The organism is Rhodococcus koreensis (genome assembly GCF_900105905.1).
Lineage (GTDB): Bacteria > Actinomycetota > Actinomycetes > Mycobacteriales > Mycobacteriaceae > Rhodococcus_F > Rhodococcus_F koreensis.
Genome location: NZ_FNSV01000005.1, coordinates 5,332,643 through 5,347,643, shown reverse-complemented (window position 1 = coordinate 5,347,643; position 15,001 = coordinate 5,332,643). Strand labels below are relative to the sequence as shown.

Here is a 15,001-nt window from a genome sequence, read left to right as displayed (position 1 = left end):
GTCCTATTCGAAATGGGCCGGTCTACACCCGTAACTTTGTGGCATCCGGTACCAAGGACTGTGCCGAGCGATTTCACCACACGCCGAACACCTGATGCGCCGCGGCTCGTTCACCACCAATTTGTTTCCGACGAACGTATGCACGATGAGCGACTTCGAGTGGCTCGCGTCCACCAGGCCGGTGAAGACGAAGTCGTACATGGTCAGCAGCCGTCCGCAACTTTGACAGGACAGTCTTTCGAGGTAGTACTCGTCACCGGCGAGCATGCCCGGCCGCAAGTCCAGGAGCCGCTCCATCTTCGCTATGTCGACTGCATCGGATTTCGTCGACTTGGTTTCGTCGTCAAGTTCCGCCTGGCTCGGCCCCGACTGCTCGAATTCCTCACGGGACAACGAAACAACGCTGTTGTAGTCAGCCATTTCTCCACTCCCACTTCCCAGAATTGCCCGCCTTCGAACACGACCGGTTGGTTCTCATCCTTGTCGGCGGCCTCGGGATTGTCACTGGTGGTTCGCTTCTCTAAACGAAACCACCGCGGCGACGCCAGGAGCTCGTGAGGATGACGAGTCGCTGGGTGGCCCGGGTCATGGCGACGTAGCGGTCGACGGCACCCTCGATGCCCTCGCCGAACGACTCCGGGTCGACGAGAACGACGAGGTCGAACTCGAGCCCCTTCGACAGCTGCGGCGACAGCGACCGGATGCGCGAGGTTGCCTGGAACGTCGGATCGCCTATGACGCAGGCGATCCCGTCAGAGTTCGACGCCAGCCAGGTGTCCAGGATCGAGCGCAGATCCGAAACCGGGCCGTGGACGACAGGAATGCCGCTGCTGCGGATGGAGGTCGGCACATTGGCGTCCGGGAGCGCGGCCCGGATCACCGGTTCGGCTTCCGCCATCACCTCTTCCGGTGTCCGGTAGTTGATGCTCAGCGCGGCCAGGTCGATCCGGTCCACCCCGATCCGCTCGAGACGTTCCCGCCACGACTCGGTGAACCCGTGCCGGGCCTGGGCCCGGTCGCCGACGATGGTGAAGCTGCGGGACGGGCAGCGCAGCAGCAACATCTGCCACTCCGCGTCCGTGAGTTCCTGGGCCTCGTCCACCACGACGTGCGCGAACGGTCCCGCCAGCAGATCGGGGTCGGCACTCGGCAGAGCGGTCTCGTCGACCAGGGACTGCTGCAGGTCCTGGCCGCGCAGCATCGACATCACGAGCAACTCGGAGTCATCGGCCGCGATCAGATCGTCGACGACGGTGCTCATCCGGGCGCGTTCGGCGGCGACGGTGGCGTTGTACCGGCGCTGCCGGAGCGACGCCTCCGGGTCCCCGAGCCGCTGCCGTGCCGCGTCGAGGAGCGGCAGATCGGACACCGCCCAATTCTGGGCGTCCGCGCGCTGCAGTGCCCGAACCTCGCCGGGGCTGAGCCAGGGCGCGCACTTGCGCAGGTAGGCGGGCACCGACCACAGGTCGCCGACGAGATCGGCGGCCTCGATCATCGTCCACGCGTTGTCGAGGGTTGCGCGCAGTTCGTCGTTCTGCAGCAACGACTTCCGAATCTGGGCCGCGGGAGCGTCGCCGTCGTACTTGTCCACCAGGATCGTGAGCAGCAGCTCCCAGATCTGTTCGCGCGCTTCGTTGTGCGGGGTACCGGGCTCCGGCGCTTCGAACGCCTCGGCCCAGTCTTCGGCGCTCAGCCAGATGTCGGACCAGTCGGTCGCGACCGTCATGCCCTTGGCAGGCGGCTCCTCGTAGAACTTCACGGCCGCGTCGATCGCCTTCACCAGATCTGCCGACGACTTCAGCCGCGCCACCTCCGGATCCTGCTCGACCCGGGCGGTGGCACCCTCGGTGACGAGGTCCCGCAGCGTGCAGAGCTGCACGCCCTCCTCTCCGAGACTGGGCAGCACGTCGGCGACATACGCCAGGTAGGGCTCGTGCGGGCCGACGAACAGCACGCCGTGACGGAGCCGGGGATCGGAGTACAGCAGGTACGCGGCGCGGTGCAGCGCGACGACGGTCTTGCCCGTACCCGGACCGCCGTCGACGACGAGGGCGCCGCCGGATCCCGCGCGGATGATGGCGTCCTGATCGGCCGCGATGGTGCCCAGCACGTCACGCATCCGGGCCGACCGGTTGCTGCCCAGGCTGGCGATGAACGCGGACTGGTCGTCGAGCGCGGCGTTCCCGTCGAACCCGTCCGGGGTGAAGACCTCGTCCCAGTAGTCGCTGATCCGGCCGCGGGTCCAGCGGTATCTGCGTCGGCTGGCCAGGCCCATCGGGTTGGCGTGGGTCGCGCCGAAAAACGGCTCGGCCGCGGGGGACCGCCAGTCGACCAGCAGCTGATTGCCCGCGCTGTCCATGAGGCCGAGGCGTCCGATGTACACGGGCTCGGAGTCGTCGGCACCGACGATGTGCCCGAGGCACAGGTCCAGGCCGAATCGGCGCAGGGCGCGCAGCTGAGCGCTCAGGTCGTGAACCATCATGTCCCGCTCCATCGCCTCCTGACCGAGGCGCCGGGGCGCCTTGCGCTCGGAATCGATGCGGCGGGACAGATCGGCGATGGACTGCTCGAGGCTCTCCTCGATCGCCGCGAAGTGCCGCTCGTCGCCGGCGATCAGCGCCGGGTCGGCCTTGGGTGCGAGGTGGTCGGGAAGGTCGAAAGCGCCGGCAGTAAGGGGTCTCACGTCAACAACTCCGATCTGTCGTGGGTGTTGTGGATTCAGATTTTCGGCGCGCACTCACGACTCCCATTTCGGCAGGTTCCGGGTCAGGCCGGTAATTCTGCGACACCACCCGGGCCTTGCCGCAAGCCCCGGGGTGCGCTATATATTGAAAGTGGAAGAGAGTTGCACTCATTCCTCCCCTCGTCCGATTCGGACCGTCAAACCCCTTTGCGCAGTAAACCCCCGTCGATTCGACGCGGGCAAGGTCCGCCCGAATATTCGAGACGCGCATACTCGCGTTCGGAAGTCGAATCAGGTGGACCGTCAGTACATTTGACGATGTTCGTCAGCGTCGCGATGAGTTTCGGCCGGATCGCGAGTCCGTACTGGTGACCGCCTTGGGACGCCGCACGACGCTGCCCGGCACGAGACACCACGGAGGACACCATGACGACCACGCCGAACGACCCGACCGCCGCGCTGCCCGGACGTCCGCCCGTCGTCGACCGAGCCACCTGGCAGGCCGCCCGCGACGAACTCATGGTCCGCGAGAAGGCCTACACCCGTGAGGGCGACGCCCTCGCCGCGGCCCGGCGCCGGCTGCCGATGGTGGAGTTCGACGGGACCGTCGAGGTCGTCGGACCGGGCGGCCCGGTACCGTTCCTGGACCTGTTCCAGGGCCGCGACGAACTCGTCGTCTACAAGCACATGTGGCACGACGGCGCGCCCCACCAGGGGCAGTGCGAAGGCTGCACCACCACGGCGTGGCACGTGAAAGACGCCGCGTACCTCAACGCCCGCGGCGTCTCGTACGCCGTCCTGACCACGGGCCGGTGGGACGAGGTGGCCCCCTACGTCGAGTTCATGGGCTACACCGAACCGTGGTATTCGGTGCGCGACCTGGACGCGCCGGTCGGCGACAGCATGGGTTCCCTCACGTCCTACCTGCGGGACGGCGACCGCGTGTTCCTCACCTACTCCACGACGGGCCGCGGCAACGAGCGGATCAACAGCTCCCTCGGCCTGCTCGACATGACGCCCTACGGCCGCGGCGAGGCGTGGGAAGACAACCCCGAGGGCTGGCCCGAGGGCAGGAACGCGTGCTGGTCCTGGCGTTCGGACGCGGACGGGAACGCCACCTGGGGCCCGACCAGCCGTCCCGTGCCGCAGTGGACCCGCCCCGGCGCGACCCCCGTCGAGACCCTCGGCCGGAACGGCCACCACTGACGCGCGCTGGACCGAGCAGTCCGAGCGACGGTATCGATCACGGCAAGCGGAACTCTCGACGCGAACTCGAACACTTGATCCACTGAGAACGTGGATCTGACCCAACTCTCCGACGACGTCGAGCACGTCTCACAGGTATATGCCGCGAGGTTCGACATCGAGCGTGATGCAACGTGGTTCCTTCTGAAGTTGCAGGAAGAGGTCGGCGAGCTGACCCAGGCTTTTCTGATGATGACAGGCCAGGCACGGGAGAAAGGACGATCACCGGAAGAACTGGACGAGGCTTTCCGGCACGAAGTCGCCGACGTGTTCTGCCAGACCTTGCTGCTCGCCCGCTTTCACGACATCGACCTGACGAGTGCAGTGAACGACAAATGGCTGGTGTGGGCGGAACGTGGAACGGCCGTCGATCGCATCAGCGCCCGCGACTGAACGCCGGCGGGTCAGGGAACGCTGATGAAGTTGGTGAAGCCCCCGTGCCTGGCTGGGAGGTCTGCGAGTGCTTCGTTGATCTTGTCGAGCGGGAAGCTGTGATGTTCGAATACCGACAGGTCGAGGATACCGGCGCCGGCGAGGTCGGCCATGTCCTGGGCTTCGGCGGTGGAGAACCACAGGCTTCCGAGGACACTGATCTGCTGGCACATCAGCGAGAACATATCCAGCGGTGGGCGTTCCATCATTCCACCGATGTCGACCGCCACCCCGCCGCGGCGCAGGGCGGTGATCGCGTCCAGGAATGATTCGGCCGGTGCTCCGGGACCGAGTGAGTCGATGACGATGTCAACGCCGTCACCATTGTTGTGCTCACGCACCCAGCTGCGCAGATCCCCCTCGCCGGCGGGCAGCACGTGTATGCGGTCTGGGGCGATCGCACGGACGTCCGCAAGGAGATCGGCATTGCGACCGGTACCGAAGATTCGGCTCGTACCGAGCGCGAGGGCGCTCAGGCAGGTGCCCAATCCCAGGGTCCCGGAGATGCCGTCGATCAGGACTGTCGAGCCCGGTCCGGCTCCGGCCTTTCGGAGAGCCGAGTATCCGGTACCGAGGTATCCGAATCGGGCGCCTTCCTCGAAGGTGACGGAGTCGGGCAGTTTCACCAGGTTGCGTTGCGGCGCAGTCAGATACTCGCCGAGTCCGCCATAGGGGTACGCGTCGAAGATCGTCTGGCCGTCGGACCCGAAGGAGAAGTAGCCCATGAAGGTGTATTTGTCGCAGTTCTGGTCGTGGCCCTGCCTGCAGGCGCGACAGCCCCCGCAGCCGATGCCGGGATTGACGTAGACGCGGTCGCCGACGGCGACGTCGGTGACGTGACTGCCGACTGCCGCGACGACACCGGCGGAGTCGAGGCCGAAGATTGCGGGAAGCTTCGGTAGCGGCAGGTACGGGAACCATTCGCTGTAGGTGGCGAGCACGTTGCTCAGGTTCGGTACGACGTTGCAGGCCTTGACCTGAATCAGCACGTCGGTCGCCCGCGGTTCGGGGGTCGGGAGTTCCTCGATCTTCATCGGCTGGTTGATCTCGTGGAGGCGGGCGACGCGCATGGTCGACTTCATGAAAGGAAACTCCTCAGTGGGGTTGTTCTTCTGGCTGGGTTGCGCGGTGGAGAGAACACGGAGTAGTGGTGCGGGCAAAGGGGTTCGGTTCGGGTGGGATCAGGCGGTGGTGCCGACCGATGCGGTCAGGGCGGTCCGGATGGCGTCGGCGGTCGCGATCTCGGCCAGCAGTCCGAGTGAATTGATGCTCGCTTCGTGCGCCTCGGGAGTGGCCGCCGAGCACGCGTCCTCGACGATTACGACTCGGTATCCGAGATCACTTGCAACGCGGGCAGTTCCCTCGACGGAGGCGTTGGTGGCGACACCGGCGAACAGGAGCGTGGTGATGCCCTTGTCGCGGAGGATGGTGTCGAGGTCGGTTCCGGCGAAGGCTCCGATCCGTTGGTGAGTGAGCACGGTGTCGTCTCCGTGCGGCTTCAACGGTTCGACGATCTCGGCCAGTTCGCTGCCCTCTTTGAGGCAGCCGGATTGGGCAACGATACCCAGCAGCGGTGAGTTGACGTCGAGGTCGGAGAAGTCCGGCTTCCACGCGACCCGGGTGTAGACGACAGTGCCACCGGCCTCGCGTACCGCGCCGAGGACAGCGGAGACCTGATCGATGACGCGGCGTTCGGTCACCTGCTGATAGAAAAAGTCCACGAAGGCGCCAGTGGGGCCGATGACATCGCCCTGGCAGTGAACGGCCATGGCGGCGGTGGTTCGGGGATCGAGTTCCATGAAGAAGCTCCTGACTGTGAGGTGGCCGGGCACGGCGAGGACGCAGTAGCCGATGTTGTTGATGTCGCGGCCTGCGATGATGTGTTGAACGGTGAGCAATTCCGTTGAAGCGGAATGGCATTGAACCGCACGCTTGTGGTCCCAGTTGGCTGCCGCCCAACCGTTGCGCCGGTCGATTACGCCACGCACCAGAATTGGAATTCTAGCGTTCCAGACAACAGTAGCCCACAGTGATGCGGACCACAAGTACTAGAATGCAAGTTATTGTAGCGAGCGCCGCAGACGAGGGGATTCCATGATCAACGCGCCCGACGAAAGCGTGAACGTATGAGCACCACCAGCACCGATCCGGGGGCTGCGGCCCTTATCGCGAATGTCCGGACCTCGGGCGCGCGGCTCTCGGCCACCATGTACGACATCCTCAAAACCAGACTGCTCGAAGGACGCTACGCGGCGGGGGAGAAGATCGTCGTCGAGTCGATCCGTCAGGAGTTCGGGGTCAGCAAGCAGCCCATCATGGACGCGCTACGCCGACTCTCCAGCGACAAGCTCGTCTACATCTTCCCCCAGAGCGGGTGCGAGGTCGTCTCCTACTCCCAGCGTGAGGTCGAGGACTTCTTCACCCTGTTCGGGGGCTTCGAGGGAACGATCGCGGCGGTCGCCGCCGCCCGCCGGACCGACGCGCAGCTCATCGAGCTGGACCTGATCTCATCCCGGATCGATGCACTGCTCACCTCCCACGACCCCGACGTGCGCGCTCACGGTTACCGCATCCACAATCGCGAATTCCACGCCGCCATCCACACGATGGCGCATTCGCGGATCATGGCCGAAACCAGCCAGCGGATGTGGGACATGTCCGACTTCCTGATCAACACCACCGGGGCCACGAACCCGCTGTCGAGCGCGTTGCCCGAGCGTCAGGACGATCATCGCGCGATCATCGAGGCGATTCGGGATCAGGACGAGGCGGCCGCCCGCAAAGCCATGGAACGACACATCGTGGGGACCATCGCAGTCATTCGCAACGAAGCCGACGACTTGGCCGGCTGAGACGCCCCGCAGCGGCCCGCCCTCGCAACCACGCGTTGCACGGGGCGGGCCTTTTCTCTGCCCGCTGCCGGGCGAAACGGACGACCGGGGCTTCGCGTGGGTGAGTACCGCGGGTCGCATCCTGTACATGGAGAGACTTGCATCACCTTCTACGACGGCGTAGCTTCGCTTCTAGACGTCTAGCATTCCAGTTGCGAATGTTTCCTTCATTCCCCTCAGAGAAAGGAGCGGCCATGGCGACCACTTCGCGCAGGTTGGTCCACGCGGCGGAAGCATGTTTCGGCCCGCGGATCGGAGAAGCCCGACCGTGAGCAACACCTCCGTCTCCTCGACGACGCCCGCAACCACCTCGCCGCTTCGAGTCGCGATGGCCAGTTTCATCGGCACCACGGTCGAGTACTACGACTTCTTCATCTACGGCACCGCCGCCGCACTGGTGTTCCCAAAGCTGTTCTTCCCGGACGTGTCCCCGGCAATCGGAATCTTGCTGTCCTTCGCGACCTTCGGGGTCGGGTTCCTCGCCCGCCCGCTCGGCGGTATCGTCTTCGGTCACTTCGGTGACCGAGTCGGCCGCAAGCAGATGCTGGTGATCTCCCTGGTCGGAATGGGCTCGGCCACCGTCCTGATGGGACTGCTGCCCGGTTACGCCCAGATCGGCATCGCCGCCCCGATCCTGCTGACCCTGCTGCGCCTGGTGCAGGGCTTCGCGGTCGGCGGCGAGTGGGGTGGGGCCACACTGATGGCCGTCGAGCACGCCCCGACCGCGAAGAAGGGCTTCTTCGGATCCTTTTCCCAGATGGGCGCCCCGGCCGGGACCAGCGTCGCGACCCTGGCATTCTTCGCGGTCTCCCAATTGCCGGACGAGCAGTTCCTCAGCTGGGGCTGGCGATTGCCGTTCCTGCTCAGCGCCGTACTGATCGTGATCGGGCTGTTCATCCGGCTGTCGTTGACCGAGAGCCCCGACTTCGCAGAGGTGAAGGCGCAGAGCGCGGTGGTGCGGATGCCGATCGCCGAAGCATTCCGCAAGCACTGGAAGGAAATCCTGCTCATCGCGGGGACCTACCTGTCCCAGGGCGTGTTCGCATACATCTGCATGGCCTACCTCGTCTCCTACGGCACCACCGTCGCGGGAATCAGCCGCACCTTCGCCCTCGCCGGGGTGTTCGTCGCCGGCCTCGTCGCCGTCATCCTCTACCCGGTCTTCGGGGCGCTGTCCGACACCTTCGGCCGCAAGACGATGTATCTGCTCGGGGCCGTGTCCATGGGGGTGGCGATAGCGCCGGCGTTCGCGCTGATCAACACCGGCAACCCCTGGCTGTTCATGGCCGCACAGGTACTGGTCTTCGGGATCGCGATGGCACCCGCCGCCGGCGTCACCGGATCCCTGTTCACCATGGTCTTCGACGCGGACGTGCGCTACAGCGGTGTCTCGATCGGCTACACCCTCTCCCAGGTCGTGGGCTCGGCGTTCGCGCCGACAATCGCCACCGCCCTGTATGCCTCCACCAAGTCCAGCACCGCGATCGTCGTTTACCTGCTGGCAGTCTCGGCAATCTCGGTGGTCTCGGTGATCCTGCTGCCCGGCGGCTGGGGCCGCAAAGGCGCCGCGCGCCAACTCGTTCGAGACGAAGCCGGCTCCGCCCAGCCCACCCCTGCGGCGACCACAGTCTCAACCCCGGACACGGCCACGGACCTACGTGTCCTCGACAAGTGAAGTGATGACAGACATGAGTGACCACGACCGAACCTCCTACGACACCGACGTCGTGATCGTCGGACTCGGGCCCGCCGGTGGCACGGCGGCGCTCGCCCTGGCTACCTATGGCCTGCGCGTCCACGCCGTCTCGATGTTCCCCTGGGTGGCGAACTCGCTGCGCGCGCACATCACCAACCAGCGCGCCGTCGAAGTGCTCCGCGACCTGGGCGTCGAAGACGAGGCCCGCAGATACGCCACACCGTGGGACCAGATGGGTGACACGCTGTTCACCACGAGCCTGGCCGGCGGGGAAATCGTCCGGATGCAGACCTGGGGAACCGGCGATACCCGCTACGGGGACTACCTGTCCGGCAGCCCGTGCACGATGCTCGATATCCCCCAGCCGCTGATGGAACCGGTGCTGATCAAGAACGCCGCCGAACGCGGCGCGATCATCAGCTTCAACACCGAATACCTCGACCACACCCAGGACGAGGACGGGGTGACCGTCCGGTTCCGCGACGTCCGAGCGGGCACCGAATTCACCCAGCGGGCCCGCTTCCTGCTCGGATTCGACGGCGCCCGCTCGAAGATAGCCGAGGAGATCGAACTTCCCTTCCACGGCGAACTCGCCCGCGCCGGCACCGCCTACGTCCTCTTCAACGCCGACCTGAGCAAGTACGTCGCTCACCGGCCCAGCATCCTGCACTGGATCGTCAACTCGAAGGCCGGTTTCGGTGAGATCGGCATGGGCCTGCTGCGGGCGATCACACCGTGGAACCAGTGGATCGCCGGCTGGGGATTCGACATGGCCGAGGGGCGGCCCGACGTCTCCGACGACGTCGTCCTCGAACAGATCCGAACCCTCGTCGGTGACCCGCACCTGGACGTCGAGATCGTGTCGCGGTCCTTCTGGTACGTCAACCAGCAGTACGCCGAGCACTACCAGTCCGGCCGGGTGCTGTGCGGCGGCGACGCCGTGCACCGGCACCCCCCAAGCAGCGGGCTGGGATCGAACACCTCCATCCAGGACGCGTTCAACCTGGCGTGGAAGGTCGCGTTCGTCGTCAAGGGTTACGCCGGGCCGGGCCTGCTCGAGTCCTATTCCCCCGAACGGGTCCCGGTCGGCAAGCAGATCGTCGCTCGCGCCAACCAGTCCCGCAAGGACTACGCCGGGCTGCGCGAGTGGTTCGACCAAGACAGCGACGATCCGGTCGCCGCCGGCCTGGCGAAGCTGAAGGAACCCACCCCCGAGGGGGTCGCCCTGCGCGAGAAGCTGTACGAGGCGCTGGAGGTGAAGAATACCGAGTTCAACGCCCACGGCGTCGAACTCAACCAGCGCTACACCTCTTCCGCGGTCGTCCCCGATCCAGAGGCGGGCGACGAGGTGTGGTTACGAGACCGGCAGCTGTATCTGCAGGCCACCACCAGGCCCGGCGCGAAGCTGCCGCACGCATGGCTGGTCGGCGAGGGCGGCACCCGCATCTCCACTCTCGATGTCACCGGGAAGGGAATGATGACTCTGCTCACCGGAATCGGGGGCCAGGCGTGGAAGCGTGCCGCCGCCAAACTCGACGTGCCGTTCCTGCGGACCGTGGTCGTCGGTGAACCTGGCACCATCGACCCCTACGGCTACTGGCGGCAGGTCCACGACATCGACGAGGCCGGTGCCCTCCTCGTCCGCCCAGACGGGTACATCGCGTGGCGGCACAGCGCCCCGGTCTGGGACGACAGCGAAGCGCTGACGAGCCTCGAGGACGCGCTCACCGCGGTCCTCGCTCGCTCGGCGGGCAGCAGCGAACCGGCCTCGGGCGCCACGCAGGAGCCGCAGTACAACACCCAGGCTGTGCCGATCACCGTCCCGCACACCACCCCCGCGGACGCAGCACCCGCCTCCGCCACCACAACTGAGGGAGTAGACCGATGACCCGCCCGTACACCAGCGTCTGGAACGATCTGAACCAGGTCGAATTCCGCCAGGGCTTCATCCAAGCCGGCCCCTACCGGACCCGATACCTACACGCCGGAGACACCTCCAAACCGGCACTGATCCTGCTGCACGGCATCACCGGCCACGCCGAGGCGTACGTACGCAACCTGGCCGTGCACGCCGAACACTTCTCGGTATGGGCGATCGACTTCATCGGGCACGGCTACAGCAGCAAGCCCGACCACCCCCTCGAGATCAAGCACTACATCGACCACGTCCTGAAGTTCATGGACGCGATCGGCGTGGAGAAGGTCTCGCTCTCCGGGGAATCGCTCGGCGGCTGGGTCACCGCCCAATTCGCACACGATCACCCGGAGAAAGTCGGCCGAATCGTCCTCAACACCATGGGCGGCACCATGGCCAACCCGAAGGTGATGGAACGCCTCTACACCCTGTCCATGGAGGCGGCGAAGGAACCGAGCTGGGAACGTGTCCAAGCCCGGCTCGAGTGGCTGATGGCCGACCCGGCCATGGTCACCGACGACCTGATCCGCACCCGGCAGGCGATCTTCCAACAGCCGGACTGGCTCGAGGCCTGCGAAGCGAACATGGCCCTGCAGGACCCGGAAACCCGCAAGCGCAACATGATCACCGACGCCACACTCGAGGGCATCACGGTGCCGGCGCTGGTGCTGTGGACCACCAAGGACCCTTCCGGTCCCGTCGACGAAGCCAAGCGGATCGCCTCCCACATCCCCGGCGCGAAGCTCGCGATCATGGAGAACTGCGGGCACTGGCCCCAGTACGAGGACGCAGAGACGTTCAACCAGCTGCACCTCGATTTTCTGCTCGACCGCGCCTGAACGACCGTGGCCGCATAGCCCCCGATCACCTCACGCCCCCGCCGGACCGCGCGAGAACCAGAAGGAAACCCAGATGCCCGTAGCGCTGTGCACGATGTCGCATTCACCCCTCATGGGACGAAACGACCCCGCCCAAACCGTGATCGACGACGTCGATACCGCATTCGAGAATGCGCGCACCTTCATCGCCCACTTCGCCCCCGACCTGGTGGTCATGTTCGCCCCGGACCACTACAACGGGGTCTACTACGACCTGATGCCCCCGTTCTGCATCGGTGCCGCCGCCCAGTCGGTCGGCGATTACGGCACCGAAGCCGGGCCGCTGGACGTCGACCGCGACGCCGCCTACACGGTCGCCCGGGAGGTCCTCTCCAGCGGTGTCGACGTCGCGTTCTCCGAACGGATGCACGTCGACCACGGCTTTGCTCAAGCCCTGCAGCTGCTGGTGGGCTCGATCACCGCGGTCCCGACCGTGCCGATCTTCATCAATTCCGTCGCCGAACCACTCGGCCCGGTCAGCCGTGTCCGGTTGCTCGGCGAGGCCGTCGGGCGGGCCGCGGCGAATCTGGACAAACGGGTGTTGTTCGTCGGATCCGGTGGGCTGTCCCACGATCCGCCGGTACCGCAGTTCGCCACCGCCCCGGCGGAGGTGAAGGAGAAGCTCATCGATGGGCGAAACCCCACCGAGGCCGAGCGCAACGCCCGCGAGAAACGGGTCATCGACGCCGGACGTGACTTCGCTGCAGGCGTGGCGACCATTGCGCCTCTCAACCCGCAATGGGATCGCACACTGCTCGACGTTCTCGCGTCGGGCTACCTCGAGCAGGTCGACTCCTGGACTAATGAATCGTTCGTCGAGCAGGCGGGCCACTCCTCCCACGAAGTGCGAACCTGGATCGCCGCGTACGCGGCAATGAGCGTCGCCGGGAAGTACCGCGTCACCTCGACCTTCTACCGCGAAATCCCCGAGTGGATAGCCGGATTCGGCATCACCACCGCCGTCTCCATCGACGAATAGGCCGAGGCGCACCTGGAAGAAAGGGGCACACGAATGACCTCCGCCTCGGGATGACGAACCAGGTGCCTGATGCCGACGAGTCGACCCCGCGTCGAATCCGGTCCGCGCGCGTATTCCCCGGTGTTAATGTGGGAATACTCGTCCTCACCGAAAGGTGCACCTCGATGAGAAGATTCGCTCGAAGAGCCGGTGGAACCCTCGTGGCAATGACGCTCACCGCGGCCGCTTTCGTCGTGTCACCGCCACCGGTGTACGGATTTGCCGAGGATATTTGCTACACCGAGGACGGTGCCCCGCCGCACAATTGCGCACCACTGCCCCCCGAATGTCTACTCGACGATCCCAACTCGCCGATCTGCGGCGCCGAGGCGTTCCTCCGCTACGGGTTCACGTTGCGCCGCCCGCTCGGCGGACGGAGTCTCGTGCACTCGGACTCGACGTACATCATCGCCCGCACTGTCGGCTTCTCCGAACAGGATGCGTACTGGATCGCGGCGTACGACGAGGCGACCGACCTCGGCACGTTCGTCCCACGCGACATCTTCGGCCGGCCTGCCCCCGGCGCCGACGCGCTGACCACCAAGGACATCAGCGGCCTGGTGCGCACGCACTTCGACACCGGCGGGTTCCTCTTCCACTTCCTCCCCACGTTGCGCGGGCCGGCGGATCCGCTGCCCAACGGGTTACAACCGAACGTCGACGATCCGCGGCACGAGATCATGCTCACGCACCTGCGGACGTGGGCCATGGCCGGTCCGGGAAGCAACGCGCCGTTGTGCACGGGAGGTTTCACGAATCTCTCCGTTAACGGCGACTATGGCACGGGCGCAACGTGTTACGGAGACGCGAACCCGGTCCCGATCAACGGCACGTACAGCCTCGAGACGCCGGCCGCCATCCCGTTCACCAACATGACCGGGCAGCAGGTCATCACCGATAACGTCCTGTCGTCACAGTTCGACTCGTGGATCGGCGAGAATTCCTGGAACGCCCGGACCGGCATCTACCTTCACGCTCTCGGTGACCGCATCTCGCACCACGTGTGCACCGACGCCGGCACGATCACCCCGCCGGGCCCTGCCGGGCAGGACTTCCGCATCGACCTGAATCAGCCCACCTGCGACCAGGGTCCGCACGCGGTCCGCCACGAATACGAGACGGGCGTGGACTTCGCCGGCCTGAACCCGGAAGACCAGACGACCGAGGCTGCGTTGTCGATGGTGTACGACGAACTCGTCAACTTCGCGCGAGCACGCGGAACGCTGGATGCGCGCGCCACGGCACCCGCGACGAAGAACGCCCTCCTGAACGACGGCCTCCTGCCGGCGCTCGAGATCCGCGAACCGGTCGAGCGGCTGACCGCCGTGACCGACGTCGGCTGCCGCGCGGGCGTTACCCCGTTCCCCGGAAATCCGGCCTGCCGCTGATCGCGCCCGTCGGCCGTCAGCTACCGAAGGGGGACGCGCTGTTGGAGTACCGCGCGAAGTCGCCCTGCGCCCCGCTGTAGACGTTGAGGTCGACGTCGCCGTTGACGCCGGGGATGCGACCGGTGCTGGTGTACTGCCAGAACGTCCAGTTGCTCCAGCCGCCGGGGAGGGGACCGGGCGTGTTCTGACCGTTGTAGTCGGCGATCCACAGGGGGTATCCGGCGAACTCGTTGGTGTTCGCCATCGCCGTCCGCCAGAAGGTCGGGTACGTGTAGATGATCGGCTGACGGCCGGTGAGCGATTGGACCGTGTTGAGGTAGCGGTGCGTCCAGTCGATCAGCGCGGCGGGCGGCAGCCCGGCGGAGTGCTCGATGTCGAGGACCGGGGGCATGTCACCCGGACCGTTGATACCCAGGACCACGGTCGAGTAGAAGGCGGCCTGCGCTTCGGGAGACTGGGTGGGGTCCGCGTAGTGGTAGGCGCCGCGGGCGACGCCGGCGACGCGCATGGCGAGGCAGTCCTGGACGAAGTACGGATTGACGTAGTTGAGGCTCTCGGTGGCCTTGACCATCGCGAAGTCGTGGCCTGCGTTGCGGACGGAGAACCAGTCGATCGGCGACCCGCCAGGGTGTTGCCACGACGCCACGTCCGGACCTCGTACGGGTTCGGCTGCGGCATGCCCCGGCACCGCGGCCGCGAGTGCACCGGCGAGCAGTAGCGGTGCGATCTTGGAGAACCTTCGGACCTTCACCCCGATAGCCATGCGCCCGAGGGTAGTGGTTGCGGCGTCCCAGTTCCGGTCAATGACGAGGGTTGCCGGGACACGCGAACGGGAAACGATCCCCCCGGTCTGTT

At 66.0% G+C, this 15,001-nt stretch carries 13 protein-coding genes; 8 read left to right on the top strand and 5 right to left on the bottom strand.

The window, feature by feature from the left end:
• Positions 1-3 precede the first annotated feature (3 nt).
• Together BLV94_RS28895 and helR are read right to left on the bottom strand one after the other, a co-directional pair.
• Positions 4-420, bottom strand: a complete 417-nt coding sequence (locus tag BLV94_RS28895) for a hypothetical protein (protein ID WP_072945059.1) — start codon at positions 418-420, stop codon at positions 4-6.
• Positions 421-520: 100 nt separating this feature from the next.
• The gene (gene helR / locus BLV94_RS28890; protein WP_072945057.1) at positions 521-2,683 is read right to left on the bottom strand and encodes an RNA polymerase recycling motor ATPase HelR; all 2,163 of its coding nucleotides are present in this window, start codon (positions 2,681-2,683) and stop codon (positions 521-523) included.
• A gap of 426 nt (positions 2,684-3,109) precedes the next feature.
• On the opposite strand from helR, the gene BLV94_RS28885 reads away from it, so the two are divergent.
• Positions 3,110-3,889, top strand: coding sequence for a DUF899 family protein (locus BLV94_RS28885; protein WP_072945055.1), 780 nt, complete (start codon positions 3,110-3,112; stop codon positions 3,887-3,889).
• Between the two features lie 90 nt (positions 3,890-3,979).
• Positions 3,980-4,321 (top strand): nucleoside triphosphate pyrophosphohydrolase family protein, encoded by a 342-nt coding sequence (locus BLV94_RS28880; RefSeq protein WP_072945053.1) that lies wholly within the window; start codon positions 3,980-3,982, stop codon positions 4,319-4,321.
• Between the two features lie 11 nt (positions 4,322-4,332).
• On the opposite strand, the gene BLV94_RS28875 is transcribed toward BLV94_RS28880, so the two are convergent.
• Both BLV94_RS28875 and BLV94_RS28870 read right to left on the bottom strand, forming a co-directional pair.
• Entirely contained in the window at positions 4,333-5,442 is a 1,110-nt protein-coding gene (locus BLV94_RS28875; protein ID WP_072945051.1) for an alcohol dehydrogenase catalytic domain-containing protein, read from the bottom strand.
• Positions 5,443-5,541: 99 nt separating this feature from the next.
• A complete protein-coding gene (locus BLV94_RS28870; RefSeq protein WP_072945116.1) occupies positions 5,542-6,159 on the bottom strand; it encodes a cysteine hydrolase family protein in 618 nt (205 codons plus the stop codon).
• A gap of 327 nt (positions 6,160-6,486) precedes the next feature.
• Here BLV94_RS28870 and BLV94_RS28865 point away from each other — a divergent pair, with 327 nt between their 5' ends.
• The 6 genes from BLV94_RS28865 (at position 6,487) to BLV94_RS28840 (ending at position 14,146) form a co-directional block, all read left to right on the top strand.
• Positions 6,487-7,212, top strand: coding sequence for a GntR family transcriptional regulator (locus BLV94_RS28865; protein WP_072945049.1), 726 nt, complete (start codon positions 6,487-6,489; stop codon positions 7,210-7,212).
• Between the two features lie 367 nt (positions 7,213-7,579).
• Complete coding sequence (locus BLV94_RS28860; RefSeq protein WP_083395695.1) at positions 7,580-8,926, top strand: MFS transporter; 1,347 nt, start codon at positions 7,580-7,582, stop codon at positions 8,924-8,926.
• A gap of 13 nt (positions 8,927-8,939) precedes the next feature.
• The gene (locus BLV94_RS28855) at positions 8,940-10,835 is read left to right on the top strand and encodes an FAD-dependent monooxygenase (protein WP_443096527.1); all 1,896 of its coding nucleotides are present in this window, start codon (positions 8,940-8,942) and stop codon (positions 10,833-10,835) included.
• Positions 10,832-11,701: an alpha/beta fold hydrolase gene (locus tag BLV94_RS28850; RefSeq protein ID WP_072945045.1), complete on the top strand. Its 870-nt coding sequence runs from the start codon at positions 10,832-10,834 to the stop codon at positions 11,699-11,701. Before BLV94_RS28855 ends, BLV94_RS28850 begins: the two co-directional genes overlap by 4 nt.
• Before the next feature lie 73 nt (positions 11,702-11,774).
• The gene (locus BLV94_RS28845; RefSeq protein ID WP_072945043.1) at positions 11,775-12,719 is read left to right on the top strand and encodes a 3-carboxyethylcatechol 2,3-dioxygenase; all 945 of its coding nucleotides are present in this window, start codon (positions 11,775-11,777) and stop codon (positions 12,717-12,719) included.
• A 164-nt stretch (positions 12,720-12,883) separates the two neighbouring features.
• A complete protein-coding gene (locus BLV94_RS28840; protein WP_072945041.1) occupies positions 12,884-14,146 on the top strand; it encodes a hypothetical protein in 1,263 nt (420 codons plus the stop codon).
• A 16-nt stretch (positions 14,147-14,162) separates the two neighbouring features.
• On the opposite strand, the gene BLV94_RS28835 is transcribed toward BLV94_RS28840, so the two are convergent.
• Positions 14,163-14,909 carry a glycoside hydrolase family 25 protein gene (locus tag BLV94_RS28835; RefSeq protein WP_072945039.1) on the bottom strand — a complete coding sequence of 249 codons (747 nt, stop codon included), beginning with the start codon at positions 14,907-14,909 and terminating at the stop codon, positions 14,163-14,165.
• Positions 14,910-15,001: the final 92 nt, after the last annotated feature.

Bases quoted from the DNA above. Each gene is read 5' to 3' on its own strand.
- BLV94_RS28895 (WP_072945059.1), bottom strand. From the start codon at position 420: ATGGCTGACTACAACAGCGTTGTTTCGTTGTCCCGTGAGGAATTCGAG.
- BLV94_RS28885 (WP_072945055.1), top strand. From the start codon at position 3,110: ATGACGACCACGCCGAACGACCCGACCGCCGCGCTGCCCGGACGTCCG.
- BLV94_RS28875 (WP_072945051.1), bottom strand. From the start codon at position 5,442: ATGAAGTCGACCATGCGCGTCGCCCGCCTCCACGAGATCAACCAGCCG.
- BLV94_RS28870 (WP_072945116.1), bottom strand. From the start codon at position 6,159: ATGGAACTCGATCCCCGAACCACCGCCGCCATGGCCGTTCACTGCCAG.
- BLV94_RS28865 (WP_072945049.1), top strand. From the start codon at position 6,487: ATGAGCACCACCAGCACCGATCCGGGGGCTGCGGCCCTTATCGCGAAT.
- BLV94_RS28860 (WP_083395695.1), top strand. From the start codon at position 7,580: ATGGCCAGTTTCATCGGCACCACGGTCGAGTACTACGACTTCTTCATC.
- BLV94_RS28855 (WP_443096527.1), top strand. From the start codon at position 8,940: ATGAGTGACCACGACCGAACCTCCTACGACACCGACGTCGTGATCGTC.
- BLV94_RS28850 (WP_072945045.1), top strand. From the start codon at position 10,832: ATGACCCGCCCGTACACCAGCGTCTGGAACGATCTGAACCAGGTCGAA.
- BLV94_RS28845 (WP_072945043.1), top strand. From the start codon at position 11,775: ATGCCCGTAGCGCTGTGCACGATGTCGCATTCACCCCTCATGGGACGA.
- BLV94_RS28840 (WP_072945041.1), top strand. From the start codon at position 12,884: ATGAGAAGATTCGCTCGAAGAGCCGGTGGAACCCTCGTGGCAATGACG.
- BLV94_RS28835 (WP_072945039.1), bottom strand. From the start codon at position 14,909: ATGGCTATCGGGGTGAAGGTCCGAAGGTTCTCCAAGATCGCACCGCTA.